The sequence below is a fragment of the Sphingobium sp. GW821-FHT02B05 genome, assembly GCF_059421905.1.
This window is the reverse complement of record NZ_JBWKVW010000017.1, coordinates 1-18,838: the sequence shown is the minus strand read 5'-3', so window position 1 is coordinate 18,838 and position 18,838 is coordinate 1. Positions and strand designations below refer to the sequence as shown.

At 57.7% G+C, this 18,838-nt stretch carries 15 protein-coding genes and 1 pseudogene; 9 read left to right on the top strand and 7 right to left on the bottom strand.

Translation table 11 applies throughout. The features are described 5' to 3' along the window. Positions 1-202, top strand: a pseudogene (locus tag AC07UX_RS20810) (EamA/RhaT family transporter); the annotation flags it as partial. 670 nt (positions 203-872) lie between these two features. Here AC07UX_RS20810 and AC07UX_RS20805 read toward each other — a convergent pair. From AC07UX_RS20805 to AC07UX_RS20790, 4 genes are all read right to left on the bottom strand, one after another. After that, positions 873-2,846, bottom strand: a complete 1,974-nt coding sequence (locus AC07UX_RS20805) for a TonB-dependent receptor (RefSeq protein ID WP_495193873.1) — start codon at positions 2,844-2,846, stop codon at positions 873-875. A 283-nt stretch (positions 2,847-3,129) separates the two neighbouring features. Beyond that, positions 3,130-3,651: a hypothetical protein gene (locus tag AC07UX_RS20800; protein ID WP_495193872.1), complete on the bottom strand. Its 522-nt coding sequence runs from the start codon at positions 3,649-3,651 to the stop codon at positions 3,130-3,132. Positions 3,652-3,705: 54 nt separating this feature from the next. Next, positions 3,706-4,233, bottom strand: a complete 528-nt coding sequence (locus AC07UX_RS20795) for a DUF6644 family protein (protein ID WP_495193871.1) — start codon at positions 4,231-4,233, stop codon at positions 3,706-3,708. 2 nt (positions 4,234-4,235) lie between these two features. Then, positions 4,236-4,721, bottom strand: a complete 486-nt coding sequence (locus tag AC07UX_RS20790; RefSeq protein WP_495193870.1) for a hypothetical protein — start codon at positions 4,719-4,721, stop codon at positions 4,236-4,238. A 307-nt stretch (positions 4,722-5,028) separates the two neighbouring features. Here AC07UX_RS20790 and AC07UX_RS20785 point away from each other — a divergent pair, with 307 nt between their 5' ends. From AC07UX_RS20785 to AC07UX_RS20770, 4 genes are all read left to right on the top strand, one after another. Then, positions 5,029-5,913, top strand: coding sequence for a hypothetical protein (locus AC07UX_RS20785; RefSeq protein WP_495193869.1), 885 nt, complete (start codon positions 5,029-5,031; stop codon positions 5,911-5,913). A 48-nt stretch (positions 5,914-5,961) separates the two neighbouring features. Beyond that, complete coding sequence (locus tag AC07UX_RS20780) at positions 5,962-6,345, top strand: DUF6152 family protein (RefSeq protein ID WP_495193868.1); 384 nt, start codon at positions 5,962-5,964, stop codon at positions 6,343-6,345. A 37-nt stretch (positions 6,346-6,382) separates the two neighbouring features. Further along, entirely contained in the window at positions 6,383-7,279 is an 897-nt protein-coding gene (locus AC07UX_RS20775) for a hypothetical protein (protein WP_495193867.1), read from the top strand. A gap of 86 nt (positions 7,280-7,365) precedes the next feature. After that, positions 7,366-7,938, top strand: coding sequence for a cytochrome b (locus AC07UX_RS20770; protein WP_495193866.1), 573 nt, complete (start codon positions 7,366-7,368; stop codon positions 7,936-7,938). A gap of 30 nt (positions 7,939-7,968) precedes the next feature. Here AC07UX_RS20770 and AC07UX_RS20765 read toward each other — a convergent pair whose 3' ends face one another. Next, entirely contained in the window at positions 7,969-10,257 is a 2,289-nt protein-coding gene (locus AC07UX_RS20765) for a TonB-dependent receptor plug domain-containing protein (RefSeq protein ID WP_495193865.1), read from the bottom strand. Between the two features lie 529 nt (positions 10,258-10,786). Here AC07UX_RS20765 and AC07UX_RS20760 point away from each other — a divergent pair. Further along, positions 10,787-13,726: a TonB-dependent receptor domain-containing protein gene (locus AC07UX_RS20760; RefSeq protein WP_495193864.1), complete on the top strand. Its 2,940-nt coding sequence runs from the start codon at positions 10,787-10,789 to the stop codon at positions 13,724-13,726. 74 nt (positions 13,727-13,800) lie between these two features. Beyond that, positions 13,801-14,454, top strand: a complete 654-nt coding sequence (locus AC07UX_RS20755) for a hypothetical protein (RefSeq protein WP_495193863.1) — start codon at positions 13,801-13,803, stop codon at positions 14,452-14,454. 23 nt (positions 14,455-14,477) lie between these two features. Here AC07UX_RS20755 and AC07UX_RS20750 read toward each other — a convergent pair whose 3' ends face one another. Then, complete coding sequence (locus AC07UX_RS20750) at positions 14,478-15,176, bottom strand: TetR/AcrR family transcriptional regulator (RefSeq protein WP_495193862.1); 699 nt, start codon at positions 15,174-15,176, stop codon at positions 14,478-14,480. A gap of 127 nt (positions 15,177-15,303) precedes the next feature. Between AC07UX_RS20750 and AC07UX_RS20745 the strand changes: the two genes are divergently transcribed. Further along, the gene (locus AC07UX_RS20745) at positions 15,304-16,965 is read left to right on the top strand and encodes a tannase/feruloyl esterase family alpha/beta hydrolase (RefSeq protein ID WP_495193861.1); all 1,662 of its coding nucleotides are present in this window, start codon (positions 15,304-15,306) and stop codon (positions 16,963-16,965) included. A 239-nt stretch (positions 16,966-17,204) separates the two neighbouring features. Then, positions 17,205-18,446, top strand: a complete 1,242-nt coding sequence (locus AC07UX_RS20740; RefSeq protein WP_495193860.1) for an NAD(P)/FAD-dependent oxidoreductase — start codon at positions 17,205-17,207, stop codon at positions 18,444-18,446. Between the two features lie 161 nt (positions 18,447-18,607). Here AC07UX_RS20740 and AC07UX_RS20735 read toward each other — a convergent pair. After that, positions 18,608-18,838: integrase core domain-containing protein (locus AC07UX_RS20735; RefSeq protein WP_495193859.1), on the bottom strand; the 231-nt coding region annotated here is incomplete at its 5' end.

The window sequence follows — 18,838 nt, the reverse complement described above, 5'->3', positions numbered from 1 at the left end:
GCTGCCGCTCACCATGGTGGGGCAGATGATCCTGTTCGAAACCCTGTTTGCCCTCCTTTATGGTTTCCTGTGGGATTGGCGGATGCCGACGCAGTTTGAAGGCCTCGCAATCCTGTTCGTCCTTGGCTCCGTATTGTCCTGCCTTGCCGCGCACCGGCCGGCCAAAGCGGCGGGGGAGGCGCGGGCCACCGCGCATGAATGACGAGTGGAAAAAAGGATGATTATGCGATTGGGCTTGATCTGGCGAGGCTCATACCAGCCGGCATTGATCACGACCAACGTGCCCATCTGCGGCGTACGATCGTCATAATACGCCACCGCTGATCGACCAGCCTGTTCCAGGCTTCGCAGCAAAGGTCGATGCGTCGTCGAGGGACATGAAGATCCGGTTAGACAGCCATTTATCGCGCATGAAATGCTTCCTCGATCATGCCCCAATCCAGGCAAAGGGGCTCGCTTAAGCGATCCTGAACTGCCAGCTTGCGCGCCTGCGCCACTTGTGGATCATCTCGTCGCTGATGCCATGACGCTTGGCCACGACACTGGCAGGCCCGGTAGAACGACGAATTTCCGATCGCACAGCGGGGGTGGTTCGGACTTAGGGGAGTTTCTGCACCATCACGAAACCTCATCAACAAGAGCAATGAAGCGCTATGTGTGATCCGCAACGGCGCTGCTTGCCGTGTCCTAATGATGTGTCGCAATCAGACAGATAGCAACAGGCAACGTTGCAACATCCAACTGGCAATTCGACCTATCTTTCGTGCCCGTGGGACGTTCGAAAGCGGCGCATTACGTCCAAACGGCCTTCGGACGGCTACGCCAGCGATAACCGGATCAGGTTTCTGAGCTGGCCGCACGACAGTGACCATCTACAACTTTATCTTCATACCAATTCGCACTGTCCTAGGTTCCACAACGCGACTGAGCCGCCCCTCAAACGGTGCGCTGTCAAAGCCCGGAATATAAGATTCGTAGTAGTAAGTAATATCCTTGTCGCGGCTGTCGAAGATGTTTAGCAACTCGCCATAAATTTCGAACCGCTTGCCCTTCCAAGCAGCGCGGGCGTTGATGATGGTGCTGCCTTTATCGCGCTCACTGTTGTCTTCAATAAGCGGATACGGGCCAAGGTGGCGCAGCCTCAAGCTAGCTTCCCAACGATTTAAGATAATCGATGCACCCGCTGATGCAGCATTTTCAAAGGCGTTCGGAATGCGTTCGCCATTGGCATAGCGCGAATGGCTGACGGTGTAGTTGCCGTCGAGCGCCAGCCAAGACAGCGGCCGCCAGAAACCGACAAGCTCATAACCACGGCGTCGGCTTGCGCCACTTGGCTCGACGGCGTTACTGTCGCCCACGAAGCGCAGTTCACTGCCAACATTTAGCCACCAGTAGGTCGCGGTCAGGCTGGCCTTCCCCAGTTGCACCCGGCCGCCAAGTTCCTTGCCAGTGCCACGCACCAGCACCGGAACCGGCGTTTCAACATTCACTGCGCCGCGCACATCGTTGGAATGGAAACCGCGACCCCAGTTGGCGTAAAACTCGACAGTGGGCAGCACCCGCCAGGCAACCGAAGCCTTGGGAGAAAGCAGGCTGTCCGATCCCCTGCCTTCGCCTAACGTCGCGGCGACGCTGTCCCTTGCACGGACGGAATAATGATAATGATCGCCACGCAAGCCGCCTGTCAGGCGAAGCCCTCCCAAAGGCTGCCACGTCAGCTCGCCATAAATTGCCAACGACAATTCCTCGACTTGATAACGGCCGAGCGATGATAGGAAGTCTCGATTGGTGGTGCGATCGACCCCGACGTTGCCGATATGGTCGTACCGATCTTCAGTCCCGAGCGACAGGCGCACGGCGGGTGCTAGATCCCACCGTTTCTCTGCGGTCAGCCCGCCGATCCAGCGGCGGTCGAACTGGCGTATCTGCGCGCTGGTTCCGTCGGGATCGGCATAGGTCGGATTGGAGAACATCGACCAGTCGTAGAATTGCGCATAGACGTTGGCACGCCAGGTCGGCTGGTTGATCGCGACATTACCGATGACGCGCGTGGTTTCGCCCCGCGCTGATGGATCTGGCGAACAGAAGACGTCAGCGCAGCCCGCCGACCCGATGATGCGCTCGGGGATTTGCTCGGTTGGGCGCCACGTTGCGCGATAGCCATGGATGGTGCCTTCCAGCGTACCATCGCCGGCGGGCATGTGATATTTGGCGAAACCGGCATAATGCCGCAAATGCTCCGGCTCTTCCCATGGTCCGTCATATGACTTGACCTGAGCAACCAGCGTCAGGTCTCCGCTGCCGATATCGCGCAGCGTACCGCCCGCCGCCAACCTGCGCGACCCATAGGATCCCGCTTCGACTGCCAACCACGGTTGCTCATAGCGGTCGATAGTCTTCATGTAGGCCGCACCGGCCAGCGCGAAATCACCGCCATCGGCTCGATAGGGCCCCTTGCGAAAATCTTCTCTTTCGACAACTTCCGGGATCAGTCCGTTGAGGTCGAGATAGCCCTGGCCATGGCCATGGCTTCGAAAATTCATTTGTACGCCATCGATATATGTCGTGAAATCCGACCCATGGTCGAGATTGAATCCGCGTAGGAAATACTGGTTTGCCTTACCGCTGCCAGAATGCTGCGCAGCAACCATGCCGGGCACTGCCTCCAAGAGTTCCGCCACGCGCAGCAGTGGTCGGACCAGCAGGTCTGCTCCACCAACGCTCCCCTCGCTGGCAGCTTGAGCAACGCCAATCTTCGCCTCACCGCGGCCGAAGACTACAATGTCGGCGTGCTGTTCTGAAGCTTCCTCGGCGCGAACGAGCGGCGCATAGGCGACTTCGGCCAGCAATGCGATGCTGGCCAACGAAAATAATGTATTGCTCTTCACACCCTCATCCTAGGCTTTGGCCCTATGTGAAGAATGACGCTGCCGGGTTGGCCGCAGGCAACGGCGGCTCAAGCAAAGGATAACCAGCTACCGTGATGGCGGCCCGACAATCCTTGCTTTCGCGTCATCAATCCCCATCATTAAAAGGGCTATCGTTGAAAGTAAGTGATGCCGTCATATGACATTTAGTCTTGCTATGTGATCCGTCTTTCGGACAACGTCTTTGCGTCGCTTTGGCCAGTCAACCTTTTGGTGGAACGCTTGGTGGTGAAAATTGCTTGTGGCATTCCTCACAGGCTTCATCCAACCGATGATTCAATAGTTTCACCGCCACCATGTCTCTTTTTTCGACCGCCTGCTTGGCCTCCAGTGCAACCTCGCTGACATGAACGGCGTGGCGGTTCCAGTCCTCTTTAGGCTCCATCACATAATCCGGCGCAGTGAGCGCAATCGCGGCAAGGCCGACGGTTGCCACGCCATTTTCGGCCTTCTCCCAATCCTCATCCGTTATCGGACGGATTTCATGTTCACCGTTCTCGTCATAAACAGTGCCCATTGCACCCCAATAGGCATAGGCAGCCGGATCAAGGACATGGTGCATGACTTCGCCGATCGGCATGATGACTGTGGATTGTGTTACAGCCGCCGAGATAGGCGGCGCCGACCGTCCGGAAGCTTTCGATTGATCCGTCGAAGAAGGCTGCTCGCAGGCGGCGGCGAGCAGGCATAGCAACGGAGCAAGGCCGACGAGCAATCTCTTCATATCATGCTTCCAGAATAAGGCGGCGAGGAAGGGGAGCGAGCCTTGACAGCGCGCTCAGCCCACGCCCATCAACGGAAGCAGACGCCCCATGATGATGACGCCCGTCCACAGCAAAAGCGAACTGATAGCGACTGTCTTGGTCATCGTGTCGGTATCCGCGCCGTCGGGCAGCAGGCGAATCTTTCTACGCTCCACAAGTTCGAAGATCGCCAAATTAATGCCAGCCAGCAACACCAGGATCATCTTGATCCAGAAGAAAGGATTGCGATTGTAATTGTCCGGGTTAGACGCAAAGAAGCCTGCTCCGCTGATCAGGTTGATACTGAAGCCAGCAAGCGCCAGATAGGTGAATGGCAGGATCGACTTGACCGAGCCCGTTCTGAAGAAGCCGGCCAGCCGCAGGTCCGTGACCAGCAGCGATCCGAAAAGCAGGCAAAGGCCGATAAAGTGCGCCGTCTCCAGCGCCGCGAACATCCAGCTGATGTCGCGCACGAAATGGCCCGGCCCGCTATCATGAATGGCTTGGATTAAGCTTGCGCTCAATATGCCGTTATCCTGCACCCAATATAGGAGGTCTGTCATGGCTAGATATATTCCACAGTGTAGGCGATAATACGGCCGGCCAAAATGGCCAGGATCCATAAAGCCATGGTCAGCAGCGCGACAGCCTTCGTGCCGAAAGTCGCGGCCGCGCCCTGCTCCAACGCTTCGCGTTCTGCATCGACCCGACGCCCCAGAAACCACAAGGCAACGCCGCCCAGCGCGATGCAGCTGATCTTCAGCAAAAACGGCGCGTTCTGGATCAAATTTTTCGAATTGGCGCAGAATAGGAGCGCTCCAGTCAGAGCGTTCAGGATAAAGCCTGCCCAAGTCAAGCGAAACAGCCGGTCGAACACCGCGACCGGCATTGTAGCAGCATAGCCGATCAGCCGCGCGGCGAACATCCATGTGATGCCCACGACGACCCCCATGCCGATCGCATGGCCTGCCAACAAGCTGTAATAGGCCACCTGCGTCTCACTGACGTAGATGCCCACCGGCGATAGCATCAACCATTCAAAAAAACCCATATGGCCTCGCATTCACTAAAACCGGCTATTCACCCCGGTTATGGCCGGCGCGGTGATAGGTTCGCGCCCGGATTAAAGGATTTCTGACAAGCCGGTGGCGTAGAACTTCGGATTGTCAGCCTGTCTCGTCACTGCAACAGTCCTAACTGAAGAATTTCTTGAAAGCGAATCATATTCTCGTATATGGGTTAAAAACAAGAGGACGCGACCGTCGATACGCATGAAACGGATGGTTGCGAGCGCAGATAATCCCGGTCGGGCGGCAGCAGGACATGGGTGGTAATGTTAAAGAGATTAGGAGGGACCTATGGATAAGCTTCGATCGACGGGCATGACGCTGGCCTGCTGCTTGCTGGGGGGGGCGAGCGCAATCCATGCTTTCGCCCAAGAATCGACCGTGATCCGGCCCAAAATCGACTGCCCTGCGAGCGGCTATTATCCGCCGCAATACGCTACGATCGGTCGCAATGCTGGCGATGGTCCAGGTGTGGTCGATTCGGCCAGCCCCTGTTCGCCGCAAGAGGTACGCGACGCGGCCAGTTCCATCGGCCTTGGACGTTCGTTCTATGGCACGCCTTTCTCAATGAAAGGTATAGTCACTATCATGTTCACCGCAACCGGCAGCTTTGCCGCTGACGGCGTCCATGCTCAGCCCGGATCAACCATCGACATGCAGGTTCATTACGGCCTGCCCGCTGTCCGTTTAGCCATAAAGTCGAGCAAAAAGTCCGAAATTCGGGTGTTCAACGATGACTACGGTTGGACCGAAGTAACTGAAGGCGGCCTCGCAAAGCCGTTTCAAGCAGGGCGGCGTGAGTTGGAGGTGCTAACGAAACTCACGCCGTTCGGCGCCTTATGGTCGGTTGCAGAGGCGGAGGGCAAAGCAGTCGTCAGCATGGTGGACGGCAAGATGGTGCTTCGCGGCACCAGCCCTTATGACAATATCGACGTTACAGTCACTCTGGACGAGAAAAAGCGCCCTGCCAGCGTGACCGCTGTGGATGGCAAAAACACCTACGGTGCCACTTTTCACGATTACGTCAGCAGCTTTGAACCCGATTATCATTTTGTTTTTCCTAGCCGGATGGCGTGGACAAAAAATGGTAGAGCTTATGCTGAGCTCAAGATTACCGAATATAAATCCAACCCCTATGTCATGTTCCCCGTACCGGCGAACGTGAAAGGCAAATAACAGCGGCTCTCGTGCAAGCGAAGCCTAAGCTTTTCAAGGAGAATAGTTGTGAAAAATCTCAGGATTGCCCTTGCCGCGCTGGCGCTGGCGGGCCTTTCGGTACCAGCTGGTGCGCATCATAACGCCAATGCCGAGTGGGACATGAGCAAGGTCGTGCCACTGGTTGCGACACTTAAGTCTGTCCGCGACATCAGTCCGCATGCGATCTGGATCCTGGAGGTTAAGGACAAGAGCGGAAAGACGACGGAATGGCGCCTTGAGGCGCTTAGCAGCAACGCATTGCGCCGCGTCGGTGTTGTTGTGAAGCGCGATATCGTGCCTGGGAAGGTTTACACTTTCTATATTTCGCCGGCGCGCAAGGCCGGTCAACCTGGCGGTCTGCTTCAGGGCATAGAGATCAACGGCAAGAAGGTCACGATCGTCAAGACCTGACCCACGCTCTGAATTATCGACATTGAGGGAGGTTGTTATGAAATGGCTTGGATCGGCCGCTATCGGACTGGCGCTCTGCGCCGGGTCGGGGGCCGCTATTTCGCAGGCGGGCGCGCAAGTCGGTGTGCCGCCGGCGCAGGATTACTACCCACCTAAAAAGCGTGTATCGCCCTATACAGCTTATGAAGCTTGGACCAAGCAGAGCCCCGACGCGGCCAAACCGACGCCGCGGCTGACCGATGGCAAGGTGGATCTGAATGGCGTGTGGGGCAATGTCCCCTCCCCGTTCGGTGCGGGCGGACTGCGCTATCCAGGATCGTTTGAGCCCGATCAGGCAGCCTTGCAGCGCGCCTCGGGCTGGGATAAGCCGTTATACAAGCCAGAATATTGGGCCAAAGTGCGCAGCCTGGACTTCGGCAAATTTGTGGATGACCCATCGTCGGCCTGCAACCCAGTCGGCACCCCGCGACAGAATGCGCCGTCAAAGATCGTCCAGACCGGCACCGAGGTAGTGCTGATCTATCCCGGCCTTCGCACTCGCGTCATTCCGCTCAATGTAAAGTTGACCGATGAGGATATGGACAAGTCCACATGGGACGGCGTGTCATCGGGTCACTGGGACAACGATGTTCTGGTCATTGATTCAGTCGGTTTCAATGACATTTCCTGGCTTCAGTGGCAGGGTTATTTCCACACCAATATGATGAAGGTTACAGAGAGAATATGGCGACAGGGCGATCTTCTCTTCTACAACTTTACCGTGGACGATCCTGAGGTTCTGGTTGAGCCGTGGACACAAGGCACACTTACCCGAAAATTAGTCCGTTCGGCCCCTGACGCATCCAAGAGCCTGTTCACTGCCGGCCAGCGCGTTGATGAAGCCGACCCGTGCGAGGTCGTGCCGGTCGATGGCGATCCCTATTTACGGGGCTGAGGCACAACAGGACAGGGGGATGCGGTCGCTGGGGCGGGCTTTGGTTCGTCCCGGCGACCGGTTTTGGCAAGGCTGGCCGGGAACAGATGACAGAAAAAGAATCGAAGACGCGGAGGCGCTGGCGCGGCGATCCGGGAAACGGCTACGGCTGGATGTCGATCATTCTACATTGGGTTGCCGGCTGCGCAGTTATTGTTCTTCTGTTCACCGGTAGTTCGGTGACGGCCAGCCCGACTTTCCTGCTGGTCCATACCTCAGTTGCGATTTTGCTCTATCCACTGCTATGGGGACGCATCCTTTGGCGCTTGGCGGCTGGCCATCCTTCCGTACCGTTATCACCATTTTCGGCCCTGTTAGCGAAGGCGACCCATTATGCCATGCTTCTGTGCATGGCGGTTATGCTGCTGTCGGGCCCGCCGATGGCTTGGGCCGGGGGCCTGCCGGTGAACATGGTAGGCTTCCTCATACCCTCGCCGATAGAGGTCAACATTGATTTACATTATATCCTTAGGCGCATCCACGGCTTCGCCGGTGCAATGCTTGCGGTGATGATCACTACGCATGTCGCAGCTGTGCTCAAACATGTCATCATCAACCGCGACACCATCTTCGACCGAATCATGGTAGCGGCCAAGGCGGACGAACAGGTCCAGCCTTGACCTTGAATTTTGCGTGTTTCCAAAGCAGCATTAGAACTGGCCGCGCAGCCGGACAGCGAAGCGCCGGTCCCGTTTCTCGCGGTAGCTTTCGGTCCGCAACAAGTTCCCTTGCGCTTGTGAGACGGTGTAGAGCGACCGTGTCCGCTGCTCGCGCGATCCGGTGAGGTTCCATCCCTCCAGACGCAACGAAAGGCGATGGGGCAGGGCTTTTTCTATAAACATATCGAACCGGCCACTTCGCGAGAAATATTCATAATTGCGGATATCGCTGCTGATCTGGCCGCCGCTCGTGTCGACATAATTTGCCCCATAGGACAGGCCAGCCTTCGTCAGGTCGTGGCGGATGCCTACATTGAACTCGCCATCCCACGGCGCCTTGAGCTTTCGCTCGCGGTTTGTAAACGGATCTTCAACCTGTGTGAACTGGCGTAGATAACGCCCGTTTACCTGAACGTTACGCCAGCCCAGCAATGCAAGACGCACGCCCCATTTCAGTTCAAATCCAAGGGCCCGGCCATGCGAAATATTGACTGGCGCCGAAAATGGCAGGCCGTTGGCAGCGACGCCAAACGGTCCGCGATCGATGACGTCCGTGATGGAGTTGTAGAAACCGCGCAGTTCGACCTGCCCATTGTCCCCGTGTAGCCGATGTTCGCCACTTAGCTCAAATATCCAAGTCTTCTCAGGCTGGATTTGTGGATTACCCGCATCGATCCGGTCGTCAGTGACATTGTAGAGCGGGATGAAATTGTTAAAGTCGAGCTGGCTAATCGTTCTTTCGATCTTGAACCGCAACCGGTCCAGCGGTGTGGCATTGTAGCGCAGGTCGATGCGGGGCTTTAGAAAACGGTAGCTCATCTGCGGAATCGCCGGATAGTTGGTGCTGATACGCGATGCTTCCATACTTAGCCGCGATTCCAGTGTCAGGTTCGCATCGATCTTCCAGTTATGAGTGATGAAAGCCTCACCGCGCAATTCCTTCACGCTGGCGAGGGCGATTGGGCTCACGACTGGCTCCAACACGCCGTCACGATTAAAATCAAAGAAGACAGCAAGGTCCTGCACCAGTGTATTGCGTGCGCCTTCCGCCCCCAAAGTGACATCCTGTCCCTTCGCCAGCGGAAAGCTGTAAGTGGAACGCAACACATCCTCGCCGCTATCGGTCCTGATGGCGCTGCGGCTCACCTCGGTGAACAGGCCGGTCGCGAACGTACGGTTCCGGAAATCTGCCACCTTCACTCGCGTCCTGGTATGGAGCGCGATCAGATTGAGGGAGCCCGGACCAATACGGCGTTCATATTCGCCGCCCAGATCAACGACCCGCGAGTGCTGGCGACGTCGATGATATTCGACGCCCTGCACCGTTGCGACACCTGCGGTAGAAAAGCGGGTGAAGGGCGTATTGTCGGTTTCTATGATAAGATGGGGCTGATAGCGTCCGTTAAAGCGCAGCTGGCTGCCATCACGAAAGCCATAAGATAGATTGGTGGTGAATATTCGCTTGTCATGCGGTCGTGTCCAGCGTTGCGGACGCAACTCCTGAATGCTTCCGTCGGGATAATAATAGATTTCGTCGCGGTCGCGGTGCGAATAGTCGGTCGTGCCGCCCGTGGGCGTCGTTCCCAGCGGACTCCATGCATTGCGTTCTGCCCCTACGACATATTCCAGCGCCCCCCATGTCCCTGATAGCGAAATCAGACCGTCGAGCGCGGAGGCCCCCATATCGTCAAAGCGATGATTAAGTTCGAAGTTGCCCGACGGTCGGCCGTTACGCGCGCCGTCCTTCAGCACGATGTTGACGATAAGGCCTTCGCTCTGCACGTCGATCTCGCTGGAGGTGCCGCGGATAAGTTCGATCCGTGCGACCATGGCCGCTGAGATGCGCCGGATGGTCTGGATGATCTGATTCTTCGTCGCGAGGCGTTTACCGTTGATCAGAATTTGATCACCGCCCGAACCCAGCCCACGCGCCTGCGTCGTTCCGCCAGCTGCATCGAGGATGGCAGGCACGCCGGGCAGTCGCCGCAACATATCCTCTGCATTCTGGGCTTTATATTGCAGGAAATAGGTGCTCTCATAAAGCTGCGTGCCATTAACTGTGACCAGTGTGGTCCCGGACGGCTTTTCGTCGGAAACTAACGGAGGGTGACTGGCAGCCCCTTCAGGCCGCTCCGCCGGCGTAACCAGGATTTGCGAATGTGCCTCGGCATTGACGGGCGAAACAGCGAGGGTCGCCGCGCATATCACATAGGCCAGCGTAACGTCACACAATCCGCAGCGTGGCGTGTGGCCGGCAACCATCCTGTACCAGAAAGCCATTGGTCCCCCTCTAAACATGAAATTATTGTGGTTTTACGAATCGATGTACTCAGTATCGATAAGATACGGAATGGTATGTTAGCATCGTCGCATGAGGCAACCGAACAATGAGCCGCCAGCTCATTTTTATGCCATCACAAATTATATGGGCAAGCTTACGAGTGACAGATCACGCTTTGGCGGAAAGTCAGTTCAAACTTATATTCTATTAATAAGTTGATTAATTTGAATAATTTTTAAGCTGCCAGTCGATTTGCCGGCGATAGCATTTAATGCGCCGTCTGCTTCCTAGCCACCTAGTTCAACCACTGCTGTGGCATGATATGGCTCACAGGCCATTCCATACGGTAACGAATTGACTCTCGAAAGAAAACGAATACAAATCGTGTTAGAGCGATAGTGACACCATCGCTCGTGACGCAGGTGGCGAGGGTTGCCAGTAAATCTGTGCTGAATTGATAATTTGCGCCCGGTTGAGGGGTGAAGACAGGACATGCCAAGCATGCCGACAGTCAGGGAGAGGTCCGTAATGAAGGTCAATTTGCTAATAGGTATCTCATTTGCCGCAATGATCGCGAGCAACGCGCTCCCGGTATTGGCGCAAGAGACAGTCCCCGCTCCACCGCAAACCGGCCAAAATGATGTGTCCCAGGACAATGCATCCAGCTCGATCAGTGATATCGTCGTAACAGGCAGCCGCTTAGGCAGTGGTTTCACCGCGCCCACCCCGGTGACGACCGTGGGCGTGCAGCAGTTAGAGACCCGCGCGCCGGCAACGATTTCCGAAGCGCTTACAGAGCAGCCGGCCTTTCGCAACAACACTAGCCCGACCAACGCAGGCGGCACGTTCCAAGTAGGCCAGGGCCTTTTAGACCTGCGTGGCCTGGGCTCCACACGGACGCTTGTGCTGGTCGACGGCCGCCGACACGTTCCTAACAATGCCAATGGCACTTGGGATACCAATGTGCTGCCGACAGCGCTCGTCAGCCGGGTGGACGTCGTGACCGGTGGCGCCTCTGCCGCTTACGGTTCGGACGCTGTCGCCGGTGTCGTCAACTTCGTGCTTAACGACCGGCTGGAAGGGGTACGCGGATCGGTCCAGGCCGGGATTTCGCAATATGGCGATGCCGGGCAGCAGGTGGTCAGTTTGGCGGCGGGCTCCAGCTTTGCCGCTGGCCGCGGCCATTTCGTCATTGGCGGCGATTATAGCCATGGTTCCAAGACCGGTGGCATCTATGAGCGCTCCTGGGGCCGTCGTGAAACGGAATTTATCTCATCGCCTGGCGTCGGGCCAGCGGGGCAAGCGGGACTTCTGTTGGCGGACAGCGTCCATTATCAATTTCCCCTGGGCGGCCGGATTATGTCTTGCGTTGCCGGAGGTGTGGTGCGCGCGGGCGCGGCCTGCCCAATTGGCAATCTGCAGTTCAACGATGACGGATCGACCCGCCCCTTCGTGCTTGGCAGCGTGGTCGCCGGTGCGTCGATGATCGGCGGCGACAACAGCGGGGTCAGCATGCATCGCAACCAGCCGTTGCGCGCCGGCACTGAACGGATTACTGGCCTTGCACGCCTTTCCTTCGATGTCAGCGATGCTTTTAAGATCTGGGGCGAGTTTTCGGGCGGCAGGTTCGCAGTAGACTCAAACACCGCCGATTATGCCAATAACGGGTCGATCGTCATCCTGCGCGACAACCCCTATCTGCCGGATGCGCTGGCGGCTACGATGGACGCCAGCGGCATCAGTCGCTTCAACATGTCGCGCGTTGGCTTCTCCCAAAATCGAGGTGTAAACTCTAAGAACGTGAATGGCTTCTGGCAGGGCGCCATTGGCGCGGAAGGCAGCTTTGGCGATGGTTGGAAGTGGGAGGGTTATTTCAGCAAGGGCCGCAGCCGCTTCCATTACAGGCCGCAGGGGCTGGTATCACTCCCCAACTATTTCGCCGCCGCCTATGCGGTCGACGATGGCACAGGCAAAGTAGTGTGCGGTCCCACTGCGACCAATCCGATGTTACAGGCGCTGCCTGCAGCTCAGCGCGCCGCCTACATCGCCAATATCGCACCGGGCTGCGTACCGCTGAACCTGTTCGGCGCGACCGCGCCTTCGGACGCGTCGGTGAACTATGTGGCTCCGCGCGATGTTGATGCGCTGACCATTTATGACGAAGAAGCGGCCGGCGCCAGCATCAACGGCAGCCCCTTCGACACGTGGGCGGGGCCATTCACTATTGCGGCAGGCGGTGAGTGGCGAAAAGACAAGGCTTCGGTGACACTAGACCCCCGCTATGCGGCATTATCGAGCATCAGCGGTTTCTTTGCCGCCAATCCTAATCCGGGCTTTGGCAAGCAGAATGTGAAGGAAGTCTTCGCCGAAGTCGGTATTCCCGTGCTGCGCGGCGAGACTTTCTTCAAGGCGCTCGATCTCAACGGCGCTATTCGATACACGGACTACTCCGCCAGTGGGACGGTGACCACTTGGAAACTTGGCGGCGTTTTGGATGTCGTGGATGGCGTTCGCTTCCGCGTCACCCGGTCGCGTGATATTCGCGCCGCTAACCTTCCCGAACTTTTCTATAAGGGCAACGATGCTTTCGTGACCGTCGTGAATCCGGTCACCAAGCTTAGCAACACCGTAAACAGTTCTGCTCTGAACAATCCTGATCTCAAACCTGAAAAGGCGGACACCTGGACGGTGGGCGTTGTGCTTCAGCCGAAGGCGGACTGGGCGCGGGGCCTGCAACTGTCCGTTGATTTGTTCCAGATCAAGATCGACGGCGTGATCGGCACGATCCCGCAGCAGGTAGTGGTAAACGACTATTTCAGTGGTCTGCATCCAGAATATGCTTCGTTGATTACCCTCGATCCCACCCAGCCCAGCGGCCTTAGCCGCGTCAATTCGCCGCAGCTGAACCTGAATCAGACCAAGACCCGCGGCGCGGACATCAGCCTGAACTACATTCTGCCGATCAACATGCCCGGTCGGATCAGCCTGACGGCCAATGCCAGCTACCTGGATCAGCTGGAGACCTTCGGTGCAGACGGGCGGTCGCTGGGCGATCTGGCAGGGGCAGTCCCCCGGTGGCGGATCACCGGCAATGTCGGCTATCAGAGCGAGGGCTTTTCCACCAATCTGACAGCGCGTTATAACTCGAAAGTCACCTTTAATCAGTTCCTGTACCAAGGTCCTGAAGATGCCGGCTATGATGAGCCACTGGCGGCGAACCAGCAATATATCAGCCAGAACAGATTCCCGGCGGCCGTCTATTTCAGCCTGAACATGGAATATGCTATCCGCAGTGAAGGGAAGCAAAAAATGACCTTCTTCACCGTGGTCGACAACCTCTTCAATAAGAACCCGCCGCGCGGATCTTTCGCTTCGCTGCTGGGTCTGGGCAATCGGTCGCAGGCCAGCTTCTCGCCATACGACACGCTCGGCCGCTACTTTAAAGCGGGTGCCCGGTTCGAATTCTAAGTTGTTGGGCCGGGCGGTATCTGTCGCCCGGCCCTTTTTCATGCAGCTGTCTTTCAGACGACAGGAGCGACGACATGAAGCAGTTCATCCGAACATTGTTTTTCACCGGCTGCATCACCGGAGCAGCCCTGGCTCAGCCGGTAGCTAATGCGCCCAGTCCCAAGATGTCCTTCTTCATCAGCAGCCAGGGTAGCGGGAAAGGCGGTGACCTGGGCGGGATCGAGGGCGCGGACAGACTATGCAACAATCTCGCCGAGGCGGCAGGGGTTCGAGGCAAGACCTGGCACGCCTATCTGAGCATGCCTGCCATCGATGGTCGGCCCGCCGTCGATGCGCGCGACCGGATCGGTCGCGGTCCATGGTATAACGCCAATGGTGTCGAAGTGGGGCGGTCGGTAGCTGACCTTCACCGTCCAGGCAGCCCCATCAACAAGGAAACCGCGCTCACCGAACGGGGCGATGCCGTCAAGGGGCGAGGCGATACGCCTAACCAGCATGATATATTGACTGGCAGCACGCCTCACGGCCAACTGGCGTCCGGCAATTCCACCTGTAACGGCTGGCGAAGCAGTGGCGAAGGCACGGCACGGGTCGGGCATTTCGACCGCACCGGCGGCGGCGATTACCCAACTTCCTGGATTTCCGCGCACAGCAGCAAGAGCTGTTCCCTCGCCGATTTTCGGGCGACGGGAGGAGAAGGCCGTATTTATTGTTTCGCGGCACGCTAAAGACGCAGCGTCGCAAGGGTGTGTCAACCTTTGACTGGTCGACCAACCGCTTTAGTTCGCGACCGAGCCGGGTTCGTTTTCACTTTATCTGGCACCGCAGTCCTCTTTTTGAGCTCTTTCAATGACTGGAAATATCCTTTTGCAGCCATACTCAATCGCGTCTGCAATATAGCCCAATGTTCGACTGTCTTCGCCGTGTTCAGGCCCTGCATGATCATGAACGTAATCATTTCACTGCAGAAGGTCATCCACTCAATGTCATTATCTGCGAGTTCCGGATCGGCGCGGACGATCGCTTCTGCAAAAATCTCTCCCGCCTTGGCGCGCGCGGCTCGACCGGCTGCTGCCAGTTCGCTTTGGGAATTACCTTGAGCAAACAGCGCCGAATGCAGCCGCGAATCGCGCTGGAAAGGGGTCATCGTCGCCTCTATGTAGCTGTCGATCACCGATCCGCTGTCGGCATGGCGCTGACGCAGCTTTTTCGAAACGGCCGCCAATATGGTTCCCATCGCCGCTTCCTTGACCAGCAACAGCAGTTCCTGCTTACCTTTCACGCGGGCATAGATGCCGCCTACCGATATGCCCGACGCCTCCGCTATCGCAGCGATCGAGAAACCTTCTTCTCCTTCCTGACGCAGCACCATCTCCGCTGCGGCGACGATCCTCTGAAGCGATCGGCGACTGCGTTCCTGATATACGGGAGCTACAAGTTGGGTAGTCATTACAGTCCAGCCAGAATTAGGGGTACCGTGCGATCCAATAGGATAGTCCCCGCCGCAAAGAAAATGAAAATCTGTTTAGGATAGCCGTCCCGTGCAATCGAGAAGTCCGGTACCGCAGGAGAAAAGCATGACAATGAATGGCAGTATTTCATCCGACGGCGGTTGCATCCTGTTCCGCGACGGCCTTCCGTCCTACCTGCTGCATGCGCTGAGAGGAGGGGTGGTAATGACGCTCGCGATCCTGTCCACGCCAGTGCTTGCCGCGCCCGATACAAAGGACTGCGCTGCTCTATCTGCGCCTATTGCCGCTTCGCAAATTAGCCTGCCTACAAGAGGCGGCAAGATCACGGAAGCGGCGCTCGTCGCCAATGCGCCGCGTCCCTATTGCCAGGTCAAAGGCTTAATAAACGCTGTCGGTCCGGCGGCCCCAGCCATCACCTTTCAGGTTAATCTGCCTATCGATTGGAATGGCAAGTTCGTCCAGTATGGCGGTGGCGGACTGAATGGCGTTCTCATCAGCGGGCTCGATCCGCTGCGCGACGCACCGCCTGGCCCGACGCCTGTCGAACGGGGCTATGTGACTGCGGGAACGGACGCGGGCCACACTGTCGAACCAGAAATGCAGAAATTCGCGCTGAATGACGAGGCGCTCGTCAACCACGCCTATGCAGCCTACAAAAAAACGCATGATGTTGCGCTGATCTTGATGCAGCGGTTCTTCGGCGCGAAGCCCAAACGTGCTTATTTCATCGGTGGGTCGGAGGGCGGACGTGAAGCGCTAATTGCGGCTCAGCGTTTCCCTGGCGATTATCAGGGCATCGCCTCGACCGTGCCGATCCTAGACTGGACAGGCGTCAATCTGCATGAATATCAAATCCTGCTGGACCATCAGGCGGGCGGCTATATGTCGCCCGCCCATGTCAGGCTTTGGAGGGAAACGACCCTTGAGGCGTGCGATGCCAATGACGGGATCAGGGACGGAGTGGTTGCCAATTATCGCCGCTGCAATGCCGATACGGCCTTTGCGCGGCGGCGGTGCGCTGGCGGCGCTGAAGGCGCAGACTGCTTCTCCGACGCGCAACTGGCGCTCATCGACCGCGTGCGCAAACCCTACCGCTATGCCTTCCCGCTCTCACACGGGCAGGTCGAATCTCCCGCCTTTGGGATCGGCGGCGAAGATGCCCCCGGCAACGTTATCCCTTTGGTGGTTGATGCCCCGAACAAGCGCAGCGATGCATTGGGCCGTCCGCGCTATGCATCAGGCGACATCCGCTACTTCATCTTCCGGGATGCCGGCCGCGGCGGACCGGTCGATCCCGTTCGTGACGGAGACCGCATTCGCGACGTATCCGCGCTGATGGACGCGACCAATCCCGACCTGTCGCGCTTCGCCGCGCATGGTGGAAAGCTGCTCATGAAATCGAACACTGCCGATTATCTGGTGCCACCGGGCGTCGTATGGCGCTATTACGAAGCGGCAACGCGCAAATTGGGGCAAGGTAAGGCGGATAAGACAATCCGACTGTTCGTATCGCCGGGCACCGGCCATAGCGGCGCGGGCGTGAGAAAGGACGGCTCGCCCGTGCCAGACCGCTTCGACATGCTGAGCGCGTTGGACCAATGGGTTGAGCACGGGCAATTACCTGCCCACCCCCAATTGCACGCCTTCGACGCGAGCGGCCAGATAACGGCCAGCCTCCCCTTCTGCGCCTATCCCACCTATCCGCGTTATACCGGCAAGGGCGATCCTCGGTCGGCGACCTCCTATCGCTGTGTACCGACTGACTGACCTGGTCTCCGCCGGCCGGGACGGAATGGATTTGGGGCTCCTTCTGTTTGGCGTGCGCACGACATGCGCGATTACGCTATGAAGCAGTCCAGATCATAGCCGGCCCAGCGGCCACACTGCCTGCACAGCGGTCGATATCTGCAGCACGGAAATAGTCGAAACATAGCTCAAACCTACTCGCCTCCATCGATAACCGAACAACCAGCGAGGACGTTGGTCAGAACAGGATTTTTTAGCTGATGAAATATGACGTTGCTATCATAGGGGCGGGCCATGCCGGGGCTCAAGCTGCTATCTCTTTGCGGCAACAGGGCTTTGAAGGTTCGGTGGTTATGATCGGCGACGAGAAGGACCCTCCGTATGAACGCCCGCCTCTTTCCAAAGAATATCTCGCTGGCGAAAAAAGCTTCGACCGTATCCTTATCCGCCCGGCGACTTTCTGGGCCGAGCGCAAGATTGATCTGCTGCTTGGCCTGCGGGTGACGTCGGTCGATCCCGTGGGCAAGCTTGTCACCGCGGGAGACAGCAAAATCGGCTATGGCAAATTGATCTGGTGTACTGGCGGATCCCCGCGCATGTTGACCTGCGCCGGGGCAGATGCATCGAACGTCCATGGCGTGCGCCGCCGCATCGATGTCGACGCGATGATGGCCAAGCTGGATCAGATCAACCATGTCACTGTGATCGGCGGCGGATATATCGGCCTGGAAGCCGCGGCCGTCCTGTCCAAGTTCGGCAAGAAGGTCGTGCTCCTTGAAGCGCTCGACCGCGTGCTGGCGCGTGTAGCGGGTGAGGAACTGTCGCGCTTCTACGAGGCAGAGCATCGCGGGCATGGCGTCGATCTGCGCACCGGGGCACGGATGGACCGTATCGAGGTCTCAGATGGAAAGGCGACCGCTGTGCTCATGGAAGATGGCGAAAGGATCGAAACCGATATGGTGATCGTCGGCATCGGTATCTTCCCTGAAACCGGTGCGCTGATCTCTGCGGGCGCAGTCGGCGGCAATGGCGTGGATGTAGATGAATATTGCCGCACGTCCCTACCTGACATCTATGCGGTGGGTGATTGCGCCGCTCACGCCAACGGTTTTGCCCGCGGGGCGCTGATCAGGCTCGAATCGGTTCAGAATGCCAACGACCAGGCGAAGATTGCGGTGGGCCACATCATGGGTAAGGAGGAGGCCTACAATGCCGTGCCCTGGTTCTGGTCGAACCAGTTTGACTTGAAGCTTCAGACCGTGGGCCTGTCCACCGGGCATGATCAGACGATCCTGCGCGGTAATCCGGCAACCCGCAGCTTTTCCGTCCTGTATCTGAAGGATGGAAAGCTCATCGCGCTCGATTGTGTCAATATGGTCAAGGATTTCGTGCAGGGCCGCGCCCATTTGATCTCCGATACGCTACTCGATCAAGCGCAGCTTGCCGATCCGACCGTGCCGCTCAAAGAGGTGAGATGCGTGTCGGGCGGGCAAGCAGTCTGACGCCTAGGCACGCTGCGGCGTCTGCACGCTCATCAGGCAGTTCGTAGAAACTAACCAGCATATTAAACCTTCTCTAGGGCCGCTGTAAGGGGAAGCGACCTGCTGGACTACCATCCATTTTGGTACGCTTGACGTGACCCCCGGATTTCCTCCAGTCGGGATTAGAGCCGGGCAGCTTTGTTGCGCATGAGCGCGGATGAAGCAATGGCCTGTGGAGCGGAGCCCGTAGGGCGTAGCGGAGCAGGCCATTGCTTTTGCAGTTCGGCAGCAAAGGCCGCCGGGGTCTCGTACCCAAGGGATGAGTGGGGTCTCTCCTGGTTGTAATCCTCTGCCCAGGCGGAGATCACCACACGGGCGTGGTCCAGGCTCAGGAACAGGGTCTCGTTGAGTAG